We start from the raw sequence: 17,460 nt of genomic DNA on the forward strand, positions 1-17,460 counted from the left end.
CTGAAGCAAATGAAACTTTTTTCCGGCTCCTTCAATCTTCTGGAGAAATCATTAAATTACTCTAGTTTGAAGCAAAAAATAATTTCTGACAATATCGCTAATGCAGATACGCCGAATTACAAAGCAAAAGGCGTGAATTTTAATAGTGTACTGGATGATGCAATAAAAGCTAATATTCAGGCGTACAAGACAGATGAAAGGCATTTTGGATTTAATGCGTCAAGCTCCCATCCAAGAGTTTATACAAAAAACAGCCAATACAACCATAATGGAAACAGCGTCGATGTCGATAAGGAAATGAGTGATCTTGCAACCAACCAAATCTACTATAACGCACTCGTGGATCGGGTAAGCGGTAAATTTCAGACGCTTCAGAATGTTGTGAGGGGAGGAAGATAAAATGAGCATGTTCCAAAGCATGAATACTACGTCTTCTGCACTGACTTCCCAGAGACTTCGAATGGATGTTATATCCTCCAATATGGCCAACGTAGATTCCACTCGTGCAAAATATGTAGATGGAGAATGGCAGCCATATAAACGGAAAATTTCCATTCTGCAGCCAAACGAAGGGCAGTTTTCGAGCTTTCTCAACAAGGCAATGAACAGGACAGGCGGCGCATTAGCCGGCAGCGGGGTAAAGGTATCAAGAATAATAGAAGATCAAACACCGAACAAGCTGGTCTTTGACCCGGAACACCCGGATGCAGATGAAAATGGCTATGTTCAGATGCCAAACGTCGATCCTCTTCGAGAGATGGTCGACTTAATGAGTGCCACCAGATCCTATGAGGCAAATGTTACCGTGTTTAATGCTTCAAAAGGCATGATGATGAAGGCATTGGAAATTGGGAAATAGATAGGGGAAGGTTTTTATGGCAGCTATTCAATCGGTTTCGTCCCAGAATCTTTTTAGGACTGACAGAGACCGTACACAAACTCAACCATATACACCATACGAAGCTCAGCAGAAATTTGCGTCCATTCTAAAGGACTCTATTGAAAAAGTTAATCAGGCACAGGCGGCCTCTGATAAAATGACAGAAAAAATGGCAAGAGGGGAAAATGTTGACCTCCATCAGGTAATGATTGCCTCGCAAAAAGCGAGCATCACACTGCAAACGACATTGGAAGTCCGCAACAAGGTTGTGGAGGCATATCAAGAAATAATGAGAATGAATGTATAAAGATTCATCATTTTAACCTCAACTTTTCTTATAAAAACAAAAACCGGATGGAGACAGGAAAAGCCTGTCTCCATCCGGCACGTATTACTTAGATTATCCGGGGGATTATGATGAATGAAAAAATAATTGCTTTGAAAAATAAAATAACTGATTTTTGGGCAGGAAGAAGCAAAAGCCAAAAGATGATGATGATCGGCGCCGCAGTTCTTGTACTTATGCTCATTGCCTTTGCTTCATTTCTAGCTTCAAGGACAACCATGGTACCTTTATACAGCAATTTGTCACCGTCCGAGACAGGTACTATCAAAGAAAGCCTGGACGGCCGGAATATTCAATCGGAAATAGCTGAAGGCGGAACATCGATACTTGTTCCAGAAGAGAGTGTCGACAGTCTAAAGGTCGAATTGGCAGCAGAAGGTCTCCCAAAATCCGGCAGCATTGATTATTCTTTCTTTGGACAAAATGCCGGAATCGGCATGACAGATAACGAATTTAATGTGCTAAAACTCGATGCAATGCAGACAGAGCTAGCTGATTTGATAAAGGGTATCGAGGGAGTAGAAGATGCCAATGTAATGATCACACTTCCTGAAAAAGGGGTATTTGTGAATCAGGCTTCAGAGGATGCTTCAGCTTCCATCGTATTAAACACTAAGCCCGGGTACCAGTTTGAGGAAGGTCAGATAAAAGCTTTATATCACTTGGTTTCAAAAAGTGTTCCTAACCTTCCTACAGATAATATCGTCATTATGAATCAGTTTTTTGAGTACTTTGATCTGAAAAATGAAAATAATTTACAGCCTGGAGCTGCCTTTGCTGCTCAGCATGAAATCAAAAAAGAAATCGAGCGAGACATTCAGCGGCAGGTTCAGAACATGCTTGGTACCCTAATGGGCCGGGACAAGGTAGTTGTTTCAGTTACCGCCGATATGGATTTTACCCAAGAAAACAGAGAAGAAAACCTGGTTACGCCAGTTGATGAAGAAAATATGGAAGGAATCGCAATTTCCGCCCAACGGATTACTGAAACGTTTACAGGAAGTGGGGCTGCTGCAGGTGGACCAACTGCTGCGGGCGGAGCAGATGACCCGGTTGGAACTTACCAGGAAGGCATGAATGGGAACGGCGACTATGAAAAGTTAGAAGAAACGATCAATAATGAAGTGAACAGAATCAAGAAAGAAGTAGTTGAGAGCCCATATAAAATCCGTGATCTGGGGATCCAGGTTATGGTAGAGCCGCCAACACCAAATGATCCTGCCACGCTCCCTCAGGAGAGAGTAGATGACATTACAAGAGTATTAAGCACGATTGTCCGGACCTCCATAGATAAAGATACTGCAGAAGAAGAATTAACTGATGAGGAAGTTGAAAGCAAGATTGCGGTTTCTGTACAGCCATTTAACGGAAAGGTCGAATTTAAAGATGAACAACAGCCTTTCTTGCCATTATGGGCATACATTGTCGGTGGTGTCCTGCTTCTCTCAATTGTAGTGCTGGTTATCCTCTTCATCCGTGCACGGAGAACGAAGGAAGAAGAAGAGGATGAGGAGTTTGTTCTCGAAGAGCAGACGGAATTGGAAATAGAAGACTTAAGCAAGGAGCAAGAAACAGAGGGTTTATTAAAGAGGAAGCAGCTTGAAAAACTGGCCAAAGAAAAGCCAGAAGAGTTTGCTAAACTGTTAAGAAGCTGGATTGCAGAAGACTAGGGGGAAATGAAGGTGTCAAAGAGAGAGAAAAAAGGCGGACTAACGGGGAAACAGAAAGCAGCCATCCTACTCATTTCTTTAGGTCCGGATGTTTCTGCTTCTGTGTATAAGCATCTTTCAGAAGAAGAAATTGAAAGACTGACCCTGGAAATTTCTGGTGTAAGGAAGGTTGATTCCAGTGAAAAAGATGAAGTTCTGGAAGAATTTCACAATATTGCTCTTGCACAGGACTATATTACACAGGGCGGAATTGGATATGCAAAGCAGGTTCTGGAAAAAGCGCTTGGATCTGATCAGGCAGCAGCCATCATTAACCGGCTGACATCCTCACTTCAGGTAAGGCCCTTTGACTTTGCCAGAAAAGCTGATCCGGCACAGATTTTAAATTTTATCCAAAATGAGCACCCTCAGACAATAGCTTTAATATTATCGTATCTTGATCCTGCTCAGGCAGGGCAGATTCTTTCTGAGCTTCCTCAGGAAGTACAGGCTGACATAGCGCGCAGAATAGCAATCATGGACAGCACATCGCCTGAAATTATAAATGAAGTAGAACAAATTTTGGAAAGAAAGCTGTCTTCAACTGTAACGCAGGATTATACACAAACAGGCGGTATTGAAGCGGTTGTTGATGTCCTGAATGGGGTCGACCGTTCAACTGAAAGAACGATTCTTGATGCACTGGAAATTCAGGATCCCGAATTGGCTGAGGAAATTAAGAAAAGAATGTTTGTGTTTGAGGATATTGTTACGCTTGATGGAAGGGCTATCCAGCGTGTTATTAGAGATTCTGATAATGAGGATTTAAAGCTTGCATTAAAAGTTGCCAGCGAGGAAGTTAAGGAAATTGTCTTTAAAAACATGTCCAAACGTATGGTCGATACATTTATGGAAGAAATGGAATACATGGGGCCAGTTAGGCTCCGGGATGTTGAAGAAGCCCAATCTCGTATTGTTGCAGTTATCCGTCGCTTAGAGGAGTCAGGTGAAATCGTTGTAGCACGCGGTGGAGGGGATGACATCATTGTCTAGAATCATAAAATCGAGCCTTGCTAGTCAGCAAGTATCAGAGGATAGGACAATAAAAATCCGAACTTTCAACTTCCAACAGGATGAAACAGTAGAAGAAGCTGAGCCAGAAACAATCAATAGCTCTGTCTTTACTGAGCAAGCAAGAATGGAAGCTGAACAGATTATTGAACAGGCAAACCAAAAAGCATGGGATATTCTTGAAGAAGCAAAGAATAGCCAGAAGAGATGGGAACAGGAAGAACGTCCACTGGTTTTAAATGCAGCGCGAGATGAAGGGTTTCAAGCTGGGTATGACGCTGGCCGGCAGCAAGGATATGAAGAAATGGCAGAATCGATTGCTTTTGCAAAAGATATCATTCAATCATCAAAAAATGACTATCGAATAAAGGTTGAATCATCTGAAAGGACAATCCTTGAACTGGGTTTAATGGTAGCCGAAAGAATTTTGGGCCATAGGCTGGAGGATTCCGAAGATACATTCTATTCCATAGTAAAGCGGGCAATCAGAGAAGCACGTGAATATGAAGAAGTCCAGCTTCATGTTAACCCAATACATTATGGATTTATTCTTTCCCAAAAAGATGAACTAGAAGGAATATTTCCGAGGCAAACTGATTTATATATTTACCCTGATGAACAAATGGAGAAACATAGCTGTTATATTGAATCGTCAAGCGGCCGAATTAACGCCAGCGTTGACAGCCAGCTGCATGAGATCAAACAAAAGCTGCTTGAGCTCTTGGAGGGAGAAGACCAGTGAAAGCTTCTGATTTATTACCCTATATCAGCGAAATGGATTCGTTTAAACGCTATGGCAGGGTAAAGAGGGTTGTCGGGCTGATGATTGAATCAAAGGGACCTGAAACTTCCATAGGAAATGTTTGTTCTATTCATACAGGGGTTAAGGGAAATAAAAAGCGAATTCAGGCCGAAGTTGTAGGCTTCCGTGATGAATATGTCATTTTGATGCCTTATACGGCAGTAAGTGATATTTCCCCAGGGTGCCTGGTTGAAGCATCCCCAAGACCTCTGGATATTAAAGTGGGCGCAGGCTTAATCGGCAAGGTAATAGATTCCCTTGGTTACCCGCTTGACGGCAGTCCACTTCCTAAGGGGTTGGCCTCAGTTCCCACAGAACAGGATCCGCCCAATCCAATGGAAAGGCCTCCGATTGACGAACCAATTGACGTAGGAGTCAGGATGATTGACAGCCTCCTTACAGTAGGCAAGGGGCAGCGTGTTGGTATTTTCGCCGGAAGCGGTGTCGGAAAAAGCACCCTGCTGGGGATGGTGGCCAGGAATACAACAGCTGACTTAAATGTCATCGGGCTAATTGGAGAACGCGGCAGGGAAGTGAGAGAGTTCATTGAAAAGGACCTGGGACCGGAAGGGTTAGCACGATCTATTGTGATTGTAGCGACATCTGATCAGCCAGCGTTAATGAGAATAAAAGGTGCTTTTACGGCAACAGCTATCGCTGAGTATTTTAGAGATAAAGGGCTTAATGTAATGCTGATGATGGATTCTGTCACTCGTGTAGCTATGGCCCAGCGGGAGATTGGGCTGGCAGTGGGTGAGCCTCCGACCACAAAAGGCTACACACCTTCCGTTTTTGCCACACTTCCGCGTTTGCTGGAACGGACAGGCACCAACCTGCTTGGAACAATTACCGCCTTTTACACCGTTCTTGTTGATGGGGATGACATGAATGAGCCAATTGCTGATACAGTCCGAGGGATTCTGGATGGTCATTTCATTCTGGACCGGCAGCTCGCAAATAAAGGCCAATTTCCCGCGATTAATATTCTTAAAAGCATCAGCAGGGTTATGAACAATATTGTTGATGTCCGTCATAAGGAGTCAGCAGAAAATCTGCGTGCTACTCTTTCTACCTATATTGAATCAGAGGACCTTATTAATATTGGTGCGTATAAACGGGGTACATCGAGAGACATCGATAATGCTATTAAAAAGCATCCTCAGATCATTTCTTTTTTAAAGCAAGGTACCGATGAAAAAGCTTCTAAGGACGACAGTATTGATAAACTGGTACAACTTATGGAAAAGGGTGAGTGATCTAAATGAGGTATCAATATAAATTTGAAAAGATCCTGACAATTAAGGAAAAAGAAAAAAACGATGCATTCACAAGGTATAATGAATCCAGGAAAAGCTTTGAGGAAGTGGCCGAAAAGCTGTATAAGCTTTTAAAAAAGAAGGAAGACTTAGAAGCGTTCCAAAAGGATAAGCTGGCAGCTGGACTTCCCGTTCAGGAAATAAGACACCATCAGCAGTTCATGGAAAATCTGGACAGAATCATAGACCATTATCAAAAGGCAGTCATTGAAGCTCGGTCAAAGATGGAGTTTCTGCATGGTAAATTGCTCGAACACAATATGGAAGTTAAGAAGTTTGAAAAAATTAAAGAAAAAGATTTTCAAAGATTCCTGGACACTAGACGGGAAGATGATAACAGAAATATGGACGAAATATCAATACAGCAGTTTCTTGGCCGGGAAAACAGGTGATAGATGATGGATAAAACATTGGAAACTGAGGAAAAGTCGTATAATAAGCTGCAATGGTTTTTGTTTATTGTAGTTATCCCGCTTTTTTTCACCATAACAATAACGCTAATTGTCCTGACAGTGGCTGGCGTCAATGTCTTTGAAGCCGGAAAAGAGTATGGCCAGAAAATTCCCTTTGTCTCATCCCTTTTTAAAGAGGACGAAGATCCAGTAAATTCAACCCAGGAATCTGAAAAAAAAATCATTGACCTCAAGGCTGAAATGGAAGATCGTCAGGCACAAATAGAGAAGTTAGAAGGTATGATTGAAAGCAATGATAAAGAATTAGAACGAGCAGAACTGGAAAAGCAGCGGCTAGAAGAAGCAATTGCTGAGTTAACGGCTGCCAGAGACGAAAATAAGCGGGCTTTCAAGGACATTATTAAAACATATGAAACAATGTCACCGAAAAAATCAGCCCCAATAATTTCGGAACTAAAGGATGAAGAGGCCTTGAAAATTCTTTCAACAGTGAGTGCCGATACTCTTGCATCTATTCTTGAGCAGATGGAGCCAGCGGATGCTGCCCGGTTAACGCAAAAGCTGACTGTACAATCCGAACAGAACGTAAAAGAAGCTGAATAGGAAAGACAGAGAGATTTGAAAGGAGGTGAAAAAATATGAACGCTACCATGATAACTGCTTCAGTATCAGCAGGTTCAATATCTGGAAAGTCATCTTCTCCTGAACACTGTAACGGAGAGAATGGTGTATTTGGTTCAGTTTTGAAATCGGCTCTCAGCGGTAAAAAAGAAGCAAATTCCACTGCACCTTCCTCTATAAGTGAGCAGAAGCTTACAAGTGAGGAACAAGCTGTTATAAAGGATCTTCTGGAATTTCTTCAAATAACTGATTTATCCCAGCTGGAAGGTGGGTTTTCCCTTGCTCAGGATGTAATGGTACTTGGTTCCAATATCACTGCTCACCCTTTCATTCAAGCACTTTTTGGCATTAAGGAAGGATCTTCCTTGTTATCTGCTCTCAATTCTTTGACGGCAGGCATAGGGATGCAGCAGGAGGGGGAAGAAGTTGATGAAACACAGGCAGAGCTTACGCTGGAGGCGATGATAGCTGCTGTTCAGACGTTTTTGGAAAAGATAACTGCCAAGCTGGAAGGGAAAAGGAATAATATCGAACTTGCAGATGCAGCAGGAATCCTGAAAATGGCTAAGATCCAAGAACTTTTGACATCGTATAAGGATTTATCCAAGGATGATGCCTCCTTGTCGTCAAAGCTAAAGGAATTGCTGGAATCTGCGCAGGCCAAAATCTCGGCGCTGATAAAGGATAACGGTACAAAAAATAGTGCTGAAGGATCGTTCGCCAAAATATTTCCTGGGATTCAAAATCAGGAATCCGCGAATTGGGGCTTAACAGCAGATGCAGAAACAGTTCAGCAAGCATTCCAAAGGAATTTGGGAGAAATGAATTCCTCTGTCAACAAGACTACTGAAGAGAATGCTGATAAAACACTGGGTCAAATAAAAGGTAGTGAGGGAACCTCTTCATTCCTTCCTCTGCAAACAACAAAGGTTGAACAGCTTGTTTTAAAACTTGAAAAGAATGGACAGCCCGTGAACCAGGAACAGTTTATTAGAGAGTTTCAAAATTTACTCGGCAAAGCTAAGTTCAGCAGCAGCGGAGGAATCCAAAAGCTTTTCATACGCCTGAATCCTGAGCATCTTGGTTCGATCAGGATTGAGCTTGTACAAAAGGATAATCAGCTGACTGCCAAAATATTGGCAACCACAGCCAGGGCCAAGGAAATGCTAGATTCGCAGCTGCAAGGTTTAAAGCATGCCTTTTCCGGCCAGAACCTGCAGGTTGAAAAAATAGAAATTTCCCAGCAAATGAACCATTTTTCGCAGGAAAGATTCTTGCAGCGTGAACAGGGAAATCCTCAGCAGCAGCGAAGCTCTCAGGAGCTTCAGCAACAGGAGGAAGACGTAGAGAATATAAATGGTTTTTCTGAAAGCTTTGAGGAAGCATTGCTAAATACAAAAGTGTAGGTGAGCTAATGAGTACCAATTCAATTAATCCTTCTCTGTTTCTTTCTAACTACCAGAAGGAAAAGAGGAAAACAGGAAATGATATTTTAGGAAAAGACGATTTCATGAAAATCCTGATGACACAGCTGCAAAACCAGGATCCGAGCAGTCCGCTCCAGGATAAAGATTTTATTGCCCAAATGGCAACTTTCTCCACACTGGAACAAATAACAAACATGAGTAAAAGCATTGATAATCTTGTCCAAATGCAACAGCAAAATCAACTAATTTCTTATAATGAATTTATTGGAAAAGAGGTTAAGTGGCATCGGGTTACAGAATCAGACGACCCAGATGCAGAACTTGTTGTTGTGGAAGGAACAGGGGTTGTCTCTTCGTTGAAATTCAAGGACAACAGCGTTACTTTCGTGCTGGAAGATGGGACAGAGCTTGCACCGGCAAATATTTCAGAGGTCAAGAAAGCTGCTGCCGGAACAACTGCTGCAGGCAATTGATCTGATTACCGTGATAGTTTATCAAAAACAACAGAAGCAGTACTTACTGCAGCAGCTAATCAGGTGAAGAACAATTAGGCAGCCAAATATATAAGAAAGTAAGGAGCGGGAACATGAAAAAATCATTCAGGCCCATCTCCCAGGTACCTATTCAAACCGCTGCCCAGAGCATTAAATCAAGACGTTCGCTTCAGCAAAATTTCTCGCAGCATTTGCAGTCTGCATTAGACGTAAAAACTTCAGCATTAACTGTCAGCAAGCATGCACAAATGAGGCTGGACCAAAGGAATATCACTATCGACAGTGAACGCTGGGCAAAGGTAGAAGAAAAGATAGGTGAAGCAAGGAAATTGGGTGTAAAAGATTCACTAGTTCTTTTACAGGATGCCGCATTAATTGTGAGCGCAAAGAATAATACCGTTATCACTGCCATGGACAGAGATGAAGCTTCATCTCAAATCTTCACTAATATAAACGGAACGATCATATTAGATCACTAGGCTGGACCCTTGTCGGGAGGCCTTGGCTGCGGAATGACAGAAGCAGCCATATATGAAAGGAGAGCGAACCCATGCTTCGTTCAATGTACTCAGGAATCAGTGGAATGAAAAACTTCCAGACGAAATTAGATGTGATTGGTAACAATATCGCCAATGTAAATACTTATGGTTTTAAAAAAGGGCGTGTTGTTTTCAAGGATATGATTAGTCAAAGTGTGGCTGGTGCAGCGGCACCTACTGAAGGTGGTAGAGGCGGAACGAACTCTAAACAGGTTGGACTCGGTGGAAGTCTTGCTGCAATTGACACAATCCACACAGAAGGTTCTGCTCAAACAACAAATCGTACATTAGATATGAGGATTACGGGCGATGGATATTTTGTTGTAAACGACGGAACAACTACTTCATTTACTAGAGCTGGAAATTTTTATCTAGATCAAGCAGGGAATCTTGTAAATTCAGATGGATTATTTCTGAGGGGGATTCCAGGAGATGGGGCTGACCCAGAACAACTGCCTACAACTATTGACGGTGCCGAAATTGGAAATATTAAAGTTCCTACTAACGCAGAGAGTTTATCGATTGGACCAGATGGAATTGTAACGTATGTTCGTGCAGGGGAAATTAACCGTGCTGGACAAATTGCCATCGCTAAATTTTCAAATCCAGAAGGCTTGGAAAAAGTTGGTGAAAACTTGTATCAAGTAACAACAAATTCTGGTACTTTTACAGACGCTACTACAATTACCCAACAATTTGAAGATCCGACAGCGCCTGATCAAGCCTATATTACGATTCCACAAACTTTAGGTTCCGGGTCAGTAATTTCAGGCCAGCTTGAAATGTCCAACGTCGACCTTTCAGAGGAATTCACTGATATGATCGTTGCACAGCGTGGTTTTCAGGCAAACACAAGGATAATCACAACTTCCGATGAAATTCTTCAGGAACTAGTAAACTTAAAACGATAGGTTAAGGGAGGGATGGGGCTGGCGGCTCAATTGCCGCCAGCTCTCCTAATATTGATTAAGGTGACGAGGTTAAATGGAAAGAGTTTCACTGTTAATGCTTTATACATAGAAACAGTTGAGTCCCATCCAGATACTACCATTACTTTCACAACTGGCCGAAAAATAGTTGTGGGCGAGTCTGAGGACGAAGTTAATAACGCAATTATTGCTTTTTACCGTACTATCAACGTTCTCGGTCTTCGTTTAGATGTGGAGGAACAATAATAATGAAAAATAAATTAGTTATGATTATGGCCATTCTATTGGTCGCCATTACTTTAGTTGGAGTAATTGCTGTGATTGTGGTGATGAAATTTAATGGGGATGAGGGGAAGCCGAAGGAGCCAACGGCTGAAGAGATTGTTGCAGCTTCGGTTGAGATACCTGAGATTACTACCAATTTGGCAAGCGGGGATTTTATTAGGATTTCCTTTACCATCCAAACTGACAGTGAAAAAGCAAAAGAGGAGCTGGAGCAGCGAAACTTCCAGGTCAAAAATATTATTATCACTGAACTGTCTGAGCTGAAGGCCGAGGAATTAAAAGGAAAAGCCGGAAAAGAAAAGCTTCAGGAATCCCTTAAAACAAGTGTTAATACGTTGATGCAGGAAGGGAAAATTGAAAAGGTATATATAACCTCCTCTATCCTTCAATAACAGACTACGAATCTTTTCCATTGGAAAGAGGGAGAAAAATGGGAGGTGATGGCCGTTGTCCGGTGAAGTATTATCGCAAAATGAAATAGACGCTCTGCTCTCTGCCTTATCAACAGGTGAAATGGACGCAGATGAATTAAAAAAAGAAGAATCAGAAAAAAAGGTAAAGGTGTATGATTTTAAACGGGCCCTCCGTTTTTCTAAAGATCAAATACGCAGTTTGACAAGGATACACGAAAACTTTGCAAGGCTGCTTACAACCTTTTTCTCTGCCCAGCTCAGGACCTATATCCAAATATCTGTGGCTTCTGCTGACCAGATTCCATATGAGGAATTTATCCGTTCGATACCTAAAATGACTATACTGAATGTTTTCGAAGTACCGCCGATGGATGGAAGGATCCTGATGGAAGTAAATCCGAATATTGCTTATGCAATGTTAGACCGGGTTCTTGGCGGTAAAGGGATCAGCCACAATAAAGTAGAAAGCCTGACAGAAATTGAAACGAAAATTATGTCTAACCTGTTTGAGCGCGGGTTCGAACTCCTTCGGGAAGCGTGGGCAACAGTGGCGGATATTGATACGATATTGACTGATTTTGAAGTGAACCCTCAGTTTTTGCAGATGGTTTCTCCGAATGAAACAGTTGTTGTCATATCTCTGAACACACAGATTGGTGAAGCATCCGGGATGATTAATATATGTATACCGCATGTTGTTCTTGAGCCGATCATACCTAAGCTATCCGTACATTACTGGATGCAAACTTCGAAAAAAGAACGTGTGCCGCAGGAAATCGAAACGCTGGAAAAACGAATTAAAGATGCTGAAATTCCTGTAATAGCTGGATTAGGGGACACCAGTATATCCATCCAGGACTTTTTGCAGCTCGATGTCGGCGATGTTATTGAACTGAACCGGCAGATAGAGTCACCTTTAACTATAAGAGTGGGTGATGTACCGAAATTCACTGGCCAGCCAGGAAAGGTTGGAAAGAAACTCGCTATCCAAATACTTGAAACTTTGAAGGGGGGAGAAGAAGATGGTAAGTGATGATATGCTATCCCAAGACGAAATAGATGCCCTGTTAAGGGGTACTGATGACAGTGATACTGAGGTAGTATCTCCCCCGATTGAGGAATACCTGTCTTCTATGGAACAGGACGCATTAGGGGAAATAGGAAATATTTGTTTTGGAAGCTCTGCCACTGCTTTATCTACTTTGCTTAATCAAAAGGTAGATATAACAACTCCGACCGTTACACTTATTCAACGGAGTATGCTTTCGGAAGAATTCCCGCACCCTTACGTAGCAATAAAAGTCAATTATACTGAAGGCTTTGATGGTGTAAATCTGCTTGTAATTAAACAAAGTGATGCTGCCATTATTGCAGATCTAATGCTCGGAGGAGATGGCAAAAACCCGGCTGACTTGCTTGGGGAAATCCAATTGAGCGCTGTACAGGAAGCGATGAACCAGATGATGGGTTCAGCTGCCACCTCGATGTCGACAGTTTTTAGTAAAAAAGTCGATATATCTCCGCCTAGCATTGATCTTCTTAATATTGAAGAAGGCGAAGGGGCTGATTCGATTCCTGAAGAAGATTTGCTTGCACGAGTTTCATTCCGTCTTAAGATTGGGGACTTGATCGATTCCAGCATCATGCAGCTTCTGCCGCTGCCATTTGCCAAAAGCTTAGTCAATGAATTGTTAAATCCTTCTGATACAAATTCATCACAATCAAATACAATGGAAATGGAACTCAGTGGTAAAAGTGCCCAAAGTAATCCTGCTCCTCAGCAGGCGGAGCAGCCGCAGCACCAATATCAGCAGCCGCAGCAGACTTATGAACAGCAGCCTGAGCACGGCCAGATGTCATATGGGTATGGAAATCCAGCAGAACAGCAGCCATATCAGCAGCCAATGGGAGGATATCCGCAGCAGGGATACCAGGTTCCGCCGCAGCAGATGGGTTATCAAACTCCGCCACAGCATTTTGGCAGCGGATTAAATGGCCAGCATCAGCAGGTCAATGTCCAGCCGGCAAGCTTTAGCAGCTTTCAGCCTTATCAGCTGCAGGAAGCTGAGCAAAAGAACCTTAACATGCTGTTAGATATTCCTTTGCAGGTAACGGTAGAATTGGGAAGGACTAATCGTTCTGTAAAAGAAATTTTAGAGCTGTCTGCAGGTTCTATTATCGAACTTGATAAATTGGCAGGGGAACCTGTTGATATCCTTGTTAACAACCGTTTGATTGCCAAGGGAGAAGTAGTCGTTATTGATGAAAACTTCGGGGTCCGTGTTACGGACATCATTAGCCAGACAGATAGATTAAAAAAACTAAGATAAACCATTGGGGGTAAGGTAGTATGGCACATAAAATTTTAATAGTTGATGATGCAGCTTTTATGAGAATGATGATTAAAGATATTCTTTCAAAAAACGGTTTTGATGTGGTCGGTGAAGCTGCTGACGGAGCACAGGCTATCGAGAAGTACCGTGAAACGCAGCCTGATCTCGTAACGATGGATATCACCATGCCAGAAATGGATGGGATTACGGCACTTAAAGAAATTAAAAAATTAAACCCGAACGCTAAAATCATAATGTGTTCCGCAATGGGCCAGCAGGCTATGGTTATCGACGCTATCCAAGCGGGGGCTAGAGATTTTATTGTGAAACCTTTCCAGGCTGACCGGGTTCTAGAGGCGATTAATAAGGCCTTAAGCTAAACAATTTCATCCAGGCTGTTACGAAACGATTGTAACACCCTTTTAAGAAGGTGCAGCATCTTGTTTTCAATTAAAAAGCTTCTTCAACTTATGCTTATTACGGCATTAGCGCTGCATGGAATGGTTTATACCGCCCATGCAGAGCAGCTGGATAAAAGCGTGAAAGATTGGTATAAATCCCCGCAAAATGATGAAGGGCAAAAAAAAGGAGAGGAACCCCAGTCAGCACCCGGGACTGCGAGTTCCGCAGGCCTTACGTTTTGGGATTTTCTGCGAATGATATTTGCAACTATATTCGTAGTTGCTCTTCTTTATTTTATGCTCAAGTTTATCAACAAGAAAAACAGAGCCTATCAAAAGGCAAATTATATTGAAAATCTTGGCGGTACAAGCCTGGGTGCCAACCGATCCATCCAGCTCATAAAAGTCGGCGGCCGGGTTTTGGTCGTGGGGGTTGGTGAAAACATACAGCTATTAAAGGAAATAGCTGACGAAAATGAATACAGTGATTTACTTAACGAACACAATGAAAAGCTTGAACGGCTCATCCAGCCGGGAGACTTTATCACCAAATTATTACAGAGAACGAAAAATTCCGGGTCCGGCGGTAATGGCTTTTCACTTGAATTAAGAAAACAGCTTGAGGACATGGCAGGCAGCAGGAAAAAGCTAAAGGATGAATTAGACAGCAAAGGCAGGGACGGGGAATGAATGAATTCATAGATATATTTAATGCAAGTGACCCTTCCAACGTTTCTGCTTCTGTTAAATTGCTGCTTATGCTTACAGTTCTTTCATTGGCTCCAAGTATTCTAATATTGATGACATGTTTTACCCGCATCATTATCGTACTTGGTTTTGTAAGAACTTCGCTTGCCACTCAGCAAATGCCGCCTAACCAGGTATTAGTAGGTCTTGCACTTTTTATTACCTTTTTTGTGATGGCGCCGACTTTCCAGGAAGTAAACGAGAAGGCGCTTACCCCCTTGTTTGATGAGAAAATTGGTCTGGAAGAGGCGTATGAACGCGCATCTGTTCCTTTTAAGGAATTCATGAGCGCACATACAAGGCAGAAGGATTTAGCATTATTCCTCGATTATGCAGGGATCGAGAGGCCGGAAGCTATTAAGGACATCCCGTTAACAGCCTTGGTGCCAGCCTTTGCAATTAGTGAAATCAAAACAGCCTTTCAAATTGGCTTTATGATTTTTATTCCTTTTTTAGTAATTGATATGGTTATAGCAAGCGTACTTATGTCTATGGGGATGATGATGCTTCCTCCAGTGATGATATCACTGCCTTTTAAAATTTTATTATTTGTTTTGGTGGACGGATGGTATCTTGTCGTTAAATCTTTATTACAGAGCTTTTAAGCAGGTGAATAGAAAATGAATCCTGAATTCGTCATCCAGATTGCCGAGCAGGGAATATATGCAGTTTTAATTATTTGCGGGCCGCTCCTTATTATTGCACTTGCGGTCGGGCTATTGGTCAGTATATTTCAGGCAACAACACAAATACAGGAACAAACCCTGGCATTTGTACCAAAAATAGTAGCTGTTTTGCTCGGAATAATATTTTTTGGACCATGGATGCTCAGCCATATGCTTTCTTATGCCAATGAAATATTCAGTAATTTAAATAGGTTTGTAGGTTAAAGAGATGGACGAGCTTATACCGAAATTTTCTGTATTTTTATTAATATTAGTTCGGATTGCTTCATTTTTTGTGACAATGCCTATTTTCTCCTACAGGACCATTCCGGCCTCTCACAGGATAGGAATCAGCGTCTTTTTAGCTTGGGTGATGTATTATACTGTCGATGCTCCTATATTGGAAATTGATGCGGCTTATTTCCTATTAATCTTAAAAGAAGCTCTAGTCGGACTACTGATCGGGTTTGTATCTTACATGATTCTGTCTGCTATCCAGATTGCTGGAGGATTGATAGATTTCCAGAGCGGTTTTGCTATTGCTAACGTTATTGACCCGCAAACAGGTGTGCAAAGTCCTTTGATGGGTCAATATTTATATACAATTGCCCTATTGTTTTTATTAGCAGCGGACGGCCATCATTTGCTGATGGATGGTATTTTCTATAGCTATCAGTTTATCCCGCTTGATCAGGCCTGGATTCCTTTTGGCGATGAAAATCTGCTGGAGTTTGTTGTTAATGCATTCAATCGGTCATTTATCATTTCATTCCAAATGTCCATTCCGGTTGTCGGTTCTTTATTTCTGGTTGATCTAGGGCTCGGAATAGTGGCCCGGACGGTTCCACAGCTTAATATTTTTGTGGTGGGAATGCCGTTGAAGGTTGGGGCCTCTTTTATTGTTGTCATGATTGTTATGGGGATGATGATGATGGTGGTCAGCCGGTTATTTGAATATATGCTGGTTACTTTGCGCGGGTTAATGCAGCTGATCGGGGGAACTTAACTTGCAATGGATTAAGTTAGACTTACAGTTTTTTTCCGGTGAGAAGACAGAAAAGGCGACACCGAAGAAGAGGCAGGATGCCCGAAAAAAAGGGCAGGTAGCGAAAAGCCAGGACATAAATACAGCCGTTACACTTCTTTGTATTTTTATGCTCTTAATGTATACAGGTCCATCAATGCTTGAATCAATGTTAAACTTGTTTCGCCATTCGTTTCAGGATTTAATGCTGATGGAAATTACAGAAGAGAATATGCAGGCATTAATGGTGGAAATTTTACAGGATATGGCTGTCATGCTAGCTCCAGTAATGGTGGTTGCCTTGATTGCCGGTGTGGTCTCAAATATCGGACAGATTGGTTTTATGTTTTCCCCCGAATCGATTCAGTTTAAACTTGAAAAACTTGACCCGATTAAAGGCTTTAAACGGATTTTTTCAATGAGAGCGATTGTAGAATTGCTAAAGTCAGTATTAAAAATTGCTTTTGTTGGTTTGATTACTTTTTATGTGATCTGGCAAAGGATAGATGAAATCTTAATTCTTTCACAAAAAACCGTTTCGGCTGCGCTGGTTACTCTGGCCGATATTACTGTAAAAGTGGGACTCTATGCCTCTGCGGCACTTTTATTTTTAGCGCTGCTGGATTATATGTACCAGAAATATGATTTTGAAAAGAGTATCAGGATGTCGAAGCAGGACATCAAGGATGAGTATAAAAATATTGAAGGCGATCCATTGATAAAATCGAAAATTAAGCAAAAGCAGCGGGAAATGGCAATGCAAAGGATGATGCAGGAAGTGCCTAATGCAGATGTAGTCATTACGAATCCGACCCATTACGCGATTGCTTTAAAATATGACGAATCAAAGCTGGAAGCACCATATGTGGTTGCCAAGGGTGTGGATTTTCTGGCTCAAAAGATAAAGTATGTAGCTAAAGAAAACGATGTAATTTTCATGGAAAACCGGCCTCTTGCCAGGGCGCTATATGACCAGGCGGAAATAGGGCAGGCCATTCCTGAAGAATTTTTTAAGGCTGTTGCAGAAATTCTGGCTTTCGTTTATAAAACAAAAGGAAAAATATAACCCAATTAAGGTTACTAATTAGTTAGAAAGAATGCAGGA

General features: G+C 41.9%; 23 protein-coding genes. All 23 read left to right on the forward strand.

Translation table 11 applies throughout. The features are described from left to right. Positions 1-9 precede the first annotated feature (9 nt). Positions 10-399 carry a flagellar basal body rod protein FlgB gene (flgB, locus tag CVD28_RS16460; RefSeq protein WP_101593795.1) on the forward strand — a complete coding sequence of 130 codons (390 nt, stop codon included), beginning with the start codon at positions 10-12 and terminating at the stop codon, positions 397-399. Between the two features lies 1 nt (position 400). Continuing rightward, complete coding sequence (gene flgC, locus CVD28_RS16465; protein ID WP_101593797.1) at positions 401-859, forward strand: flagellar basal body rod protein FlgC; 459 nt, start codon at positions 401-403, stop codon at positions 857-859. Between the two features lie 16 nt (positions 860-875). Further along, complete coding sequence (gene fliE / locus CVD28_RS16470) at positions 876-1,187, forward strand: flagellar hook-basal body complex protein FliE (RefSeq protein WP_101593800.1); 312 nt, start codon at positions 876-878, stop codon at positions 1,185-1,187. A gap of 110 nt (positions 1,188-1,297) precedes the next feature. Then, complete coding sequence (fliF, locus tag CVD28_RS16475) at positions 1,298-2,896, forward strand: flagellar basal-body MS-ring/collar protein FliF (protein WP_101593802.1); 1,599 nt, start codon at positions 1,298-1,300, stop codon at positions 2,894-2,896. A 6-nt stretch (positions 2,897-2,902) separates the two neighbouring features. Next, positions 2,903-3,928 (forward strand): flagellar motor switch protein FliG, encoded by a 1,026-nt coding sequence (fliG, locus tag CVD28_RS16480; protein WP_180954192.1) that lies wholly within the window; start codon positions 2,903-2,905, stop codon positions 3,926-3,928. Then, entirely contained in the window at positions 3,912-4,688 is a 777-nt protein-coding gene (fliH, locus tag CVD28_RS16485; protein WP_101593808.1) for a flagellar assembly protein FliH, read from the forward strand. Before fliG ends, fliH begins: the two co-directional genes overlap by 17 nt. A 32-nt stretch (positions 4,689-4,720) precedes the next feature. Further along, positions 4,721-6,004, forward strand: coding sequence for a flagellar protein export ATPase FliI (gene fliI, locus CVD28_RS16490; protein WP_257985901.1), 1,284 nt, complete (start codon positions 4,721-4,723; stop codon positions 6,002-6,004). Positions 6,005-6,009: 5 nt separating this feature from the next. Continuing rightward, complete coding sequence (gene fliJ, locus CVD28_RS16495; protein WP_101593812.1) at positions 6,010-6,456, forward strand: flagellar export protein FliJ; 447 nt, start codon at positions 6,010-6,012, stop codon at positions 6,454-6,456. A 6-nt stretch (positions 6,457-6,462) separates the two neighbouring features. Then, positions 6,463-7,080, forward strand: a complete 618-nt coding sequence (locus CVD28_RS16500; protein ID WP_101593815.1) for a MotE family protein — start codon at positions 6,463-6,465, stop codon at positions 7,078-7,080. A 35-nt stretch (positions 7,081-7,115) separates the two neighbouring features. Next, positions 7,116-8,504, forward strand: coding sequence for a flagellar hook-length control protein FliK (locus CVD28_RS16505; RefSeq protein ID WP_101593817.1), 1,389 nt, complete (start codon positions 7,116-7,118; stop codon positions 8,502-8,504). 8 nt (positions 8,505-8,512) lie between these two features. Further along, entirely contained in the window at positions 8,513-8,998 is a 486-nt protein-coding gene (gene flgD, locus CVD28_RS16510; protein ID WP_101593820.1) for a flagellar hook assembly protein FlgD, read from the forward strand. A 113-nt stretch (positions 8,999-9,111) separates the two neighbouring features. Then, the gene (locus CVD28_RS16515; protein ID WP_101593823.1) at positions 9,112-9,498 is read left to right on the forward strand and encodes a TIGR02530 family flagellar biosynthesis protein; all 387 of its coding nucleotides are present in this window, start codon (positions 9,112-9,114) and stop codon (positions 9,496-9,498) included. Positions 9,499-9,569: 71 nt separating this feature from the next. Further along, complete coding sequence (locus CVD28_RS16520) at positions 9,570-10,469, forward strand: flagellar hook-basal body complex protein (RefSeq protein ID WP_101593826.1); 900 nt, start codon at positions 9,570-9,572, stop codon at positions 10,467-10,469. A 51-nt stretch (positions 10,470-10,520) separates the two neighbouring features. Next, entirely contained in the window at positions 10,521-10,733 is a 213-nt protein-coding gene (locus tag CVD28_RS16525; protein ID WP_101594238.1) for a flagellar FlbD family protein, read from the forward strand. A gap of 2 nt (positions 10,734-10,735) precedes the next feature. Then, positions 10,736-11,164, forward strand: a complete 429-nt coding sequence (fliL, locus tag CVD28_RS16530; RefSeq protein ID WP_180954193.1) for a flagellar basal body-associated protein FliL — start codon at positions 10,736-10,738, stop codon at positions 11,162-11,164. Positions 11,165-11,219: 55 nt separating this feature from the next. Then, positions 11,220-12,218 (forward strand): flagellar motor switch protein FliM, encoded by a 999-nt coding sequence (gene fliM / locus CVD28_RS16535; protein WP_101593831.1) that lies wholly within the window; start codon positions 11,220-11,222, stop codon positions 12,216-12,218. Next, a complete protein-coding gene (gene fliY / locus CVD28_RS16540; RefSeq protein WP_101593834.1) occupies positions 12,208-13,515 on the forward strand; it encodes a flagellar motor switch phosphatase FliY in 1,308 nt (435 codons plus the stop codon). Before fliM ends, fliY begins: the two co-directional genes overlap by 11 nt. 20 nt (positions 13,516-13,535) lie before the next feature. Next, the gene (locus CVD28_RS16545; RefSeq protein WP_101593837.1) at positions 13,536-13,898 is read left to right on the forward strand and encodes a response regulator; all 363 of its coding nucleotides are present in this window, start codon (positions 13,536-13,538) and stop codon (positions 13,896-13,898) included. A 60-nt stretch (positions 13,899-13,958) separates the two neighbouring features. Beyond that, the gene (locus CVD28_RS16550) at positions 13,959-14,609 is read left to right on the forward strand and encodes a flagellar biosynthetic protein FliO (protein ID WP_257985893.1); all 651 of its coding nucleotides are present in this window, start codon (positions 13,959-13,961) and stop codon (positions 14,607-14,609) included. Next, positions 14,606-15,271, forward strand: coding sequence for a flagellar type III secretion system pore protein FliP (gene fliP / locus CVD28_RS16555; protein ID WP_101593843.1), 666 nt, complete (start codon positions 14,606-14,608; stop codon positions 15,269-15,271). The genes CVD28_RS16550 and fliP overlap by 4 nt, the downstream gene beginning before the upstream one ends. Positions 15,272-15,286: 15 nt before the next feature. Next, positions 15,287-15,556: a flagellar biosynthesis protein FliQ gene (gene fliQ, locus CVD28_RS16560; RefSeq protein WP_101593845.1), complete on the forward strand. Its 270-nt coding sequence runs from the start codon at positions 15,287-15,289 to the stop codon at positions 15,554-15,556. 4 nt (positions 15,557-15,560) lie between these two features. Next, a complete protein-coding gene (gene fliR / locus CVD28_RS16565) occupies positions 15,561-16,337 on the forward strand; it encodes a flagellar biosynthetic protein FliR (protein WP_101593848.1) in 777 nt (258 codons plus the stop codon). A 1-nt stretch (position 16,338) separates the two neighbouring features. Beyond that, entirely contained in the window at positions 16,339-17,421 is a 1,083-nt protein-coding gene (gene flhB / locus CVD28_RS16570) for a flagellar biosynthesis protein FlhB (RefSeq protein WP_101593851.1), read from the forward strand. The last annotated feature ends 39 nt before the right edge of the window (positions 17,422-17,460 follow it).

The organism is Bacillus sp. M6-12, assembly GCF_002860285.1.
Lineage (GTDB): Bacteria > Bacillota > Bacilli > Bacillales > DSM-1321 > Peribacillus.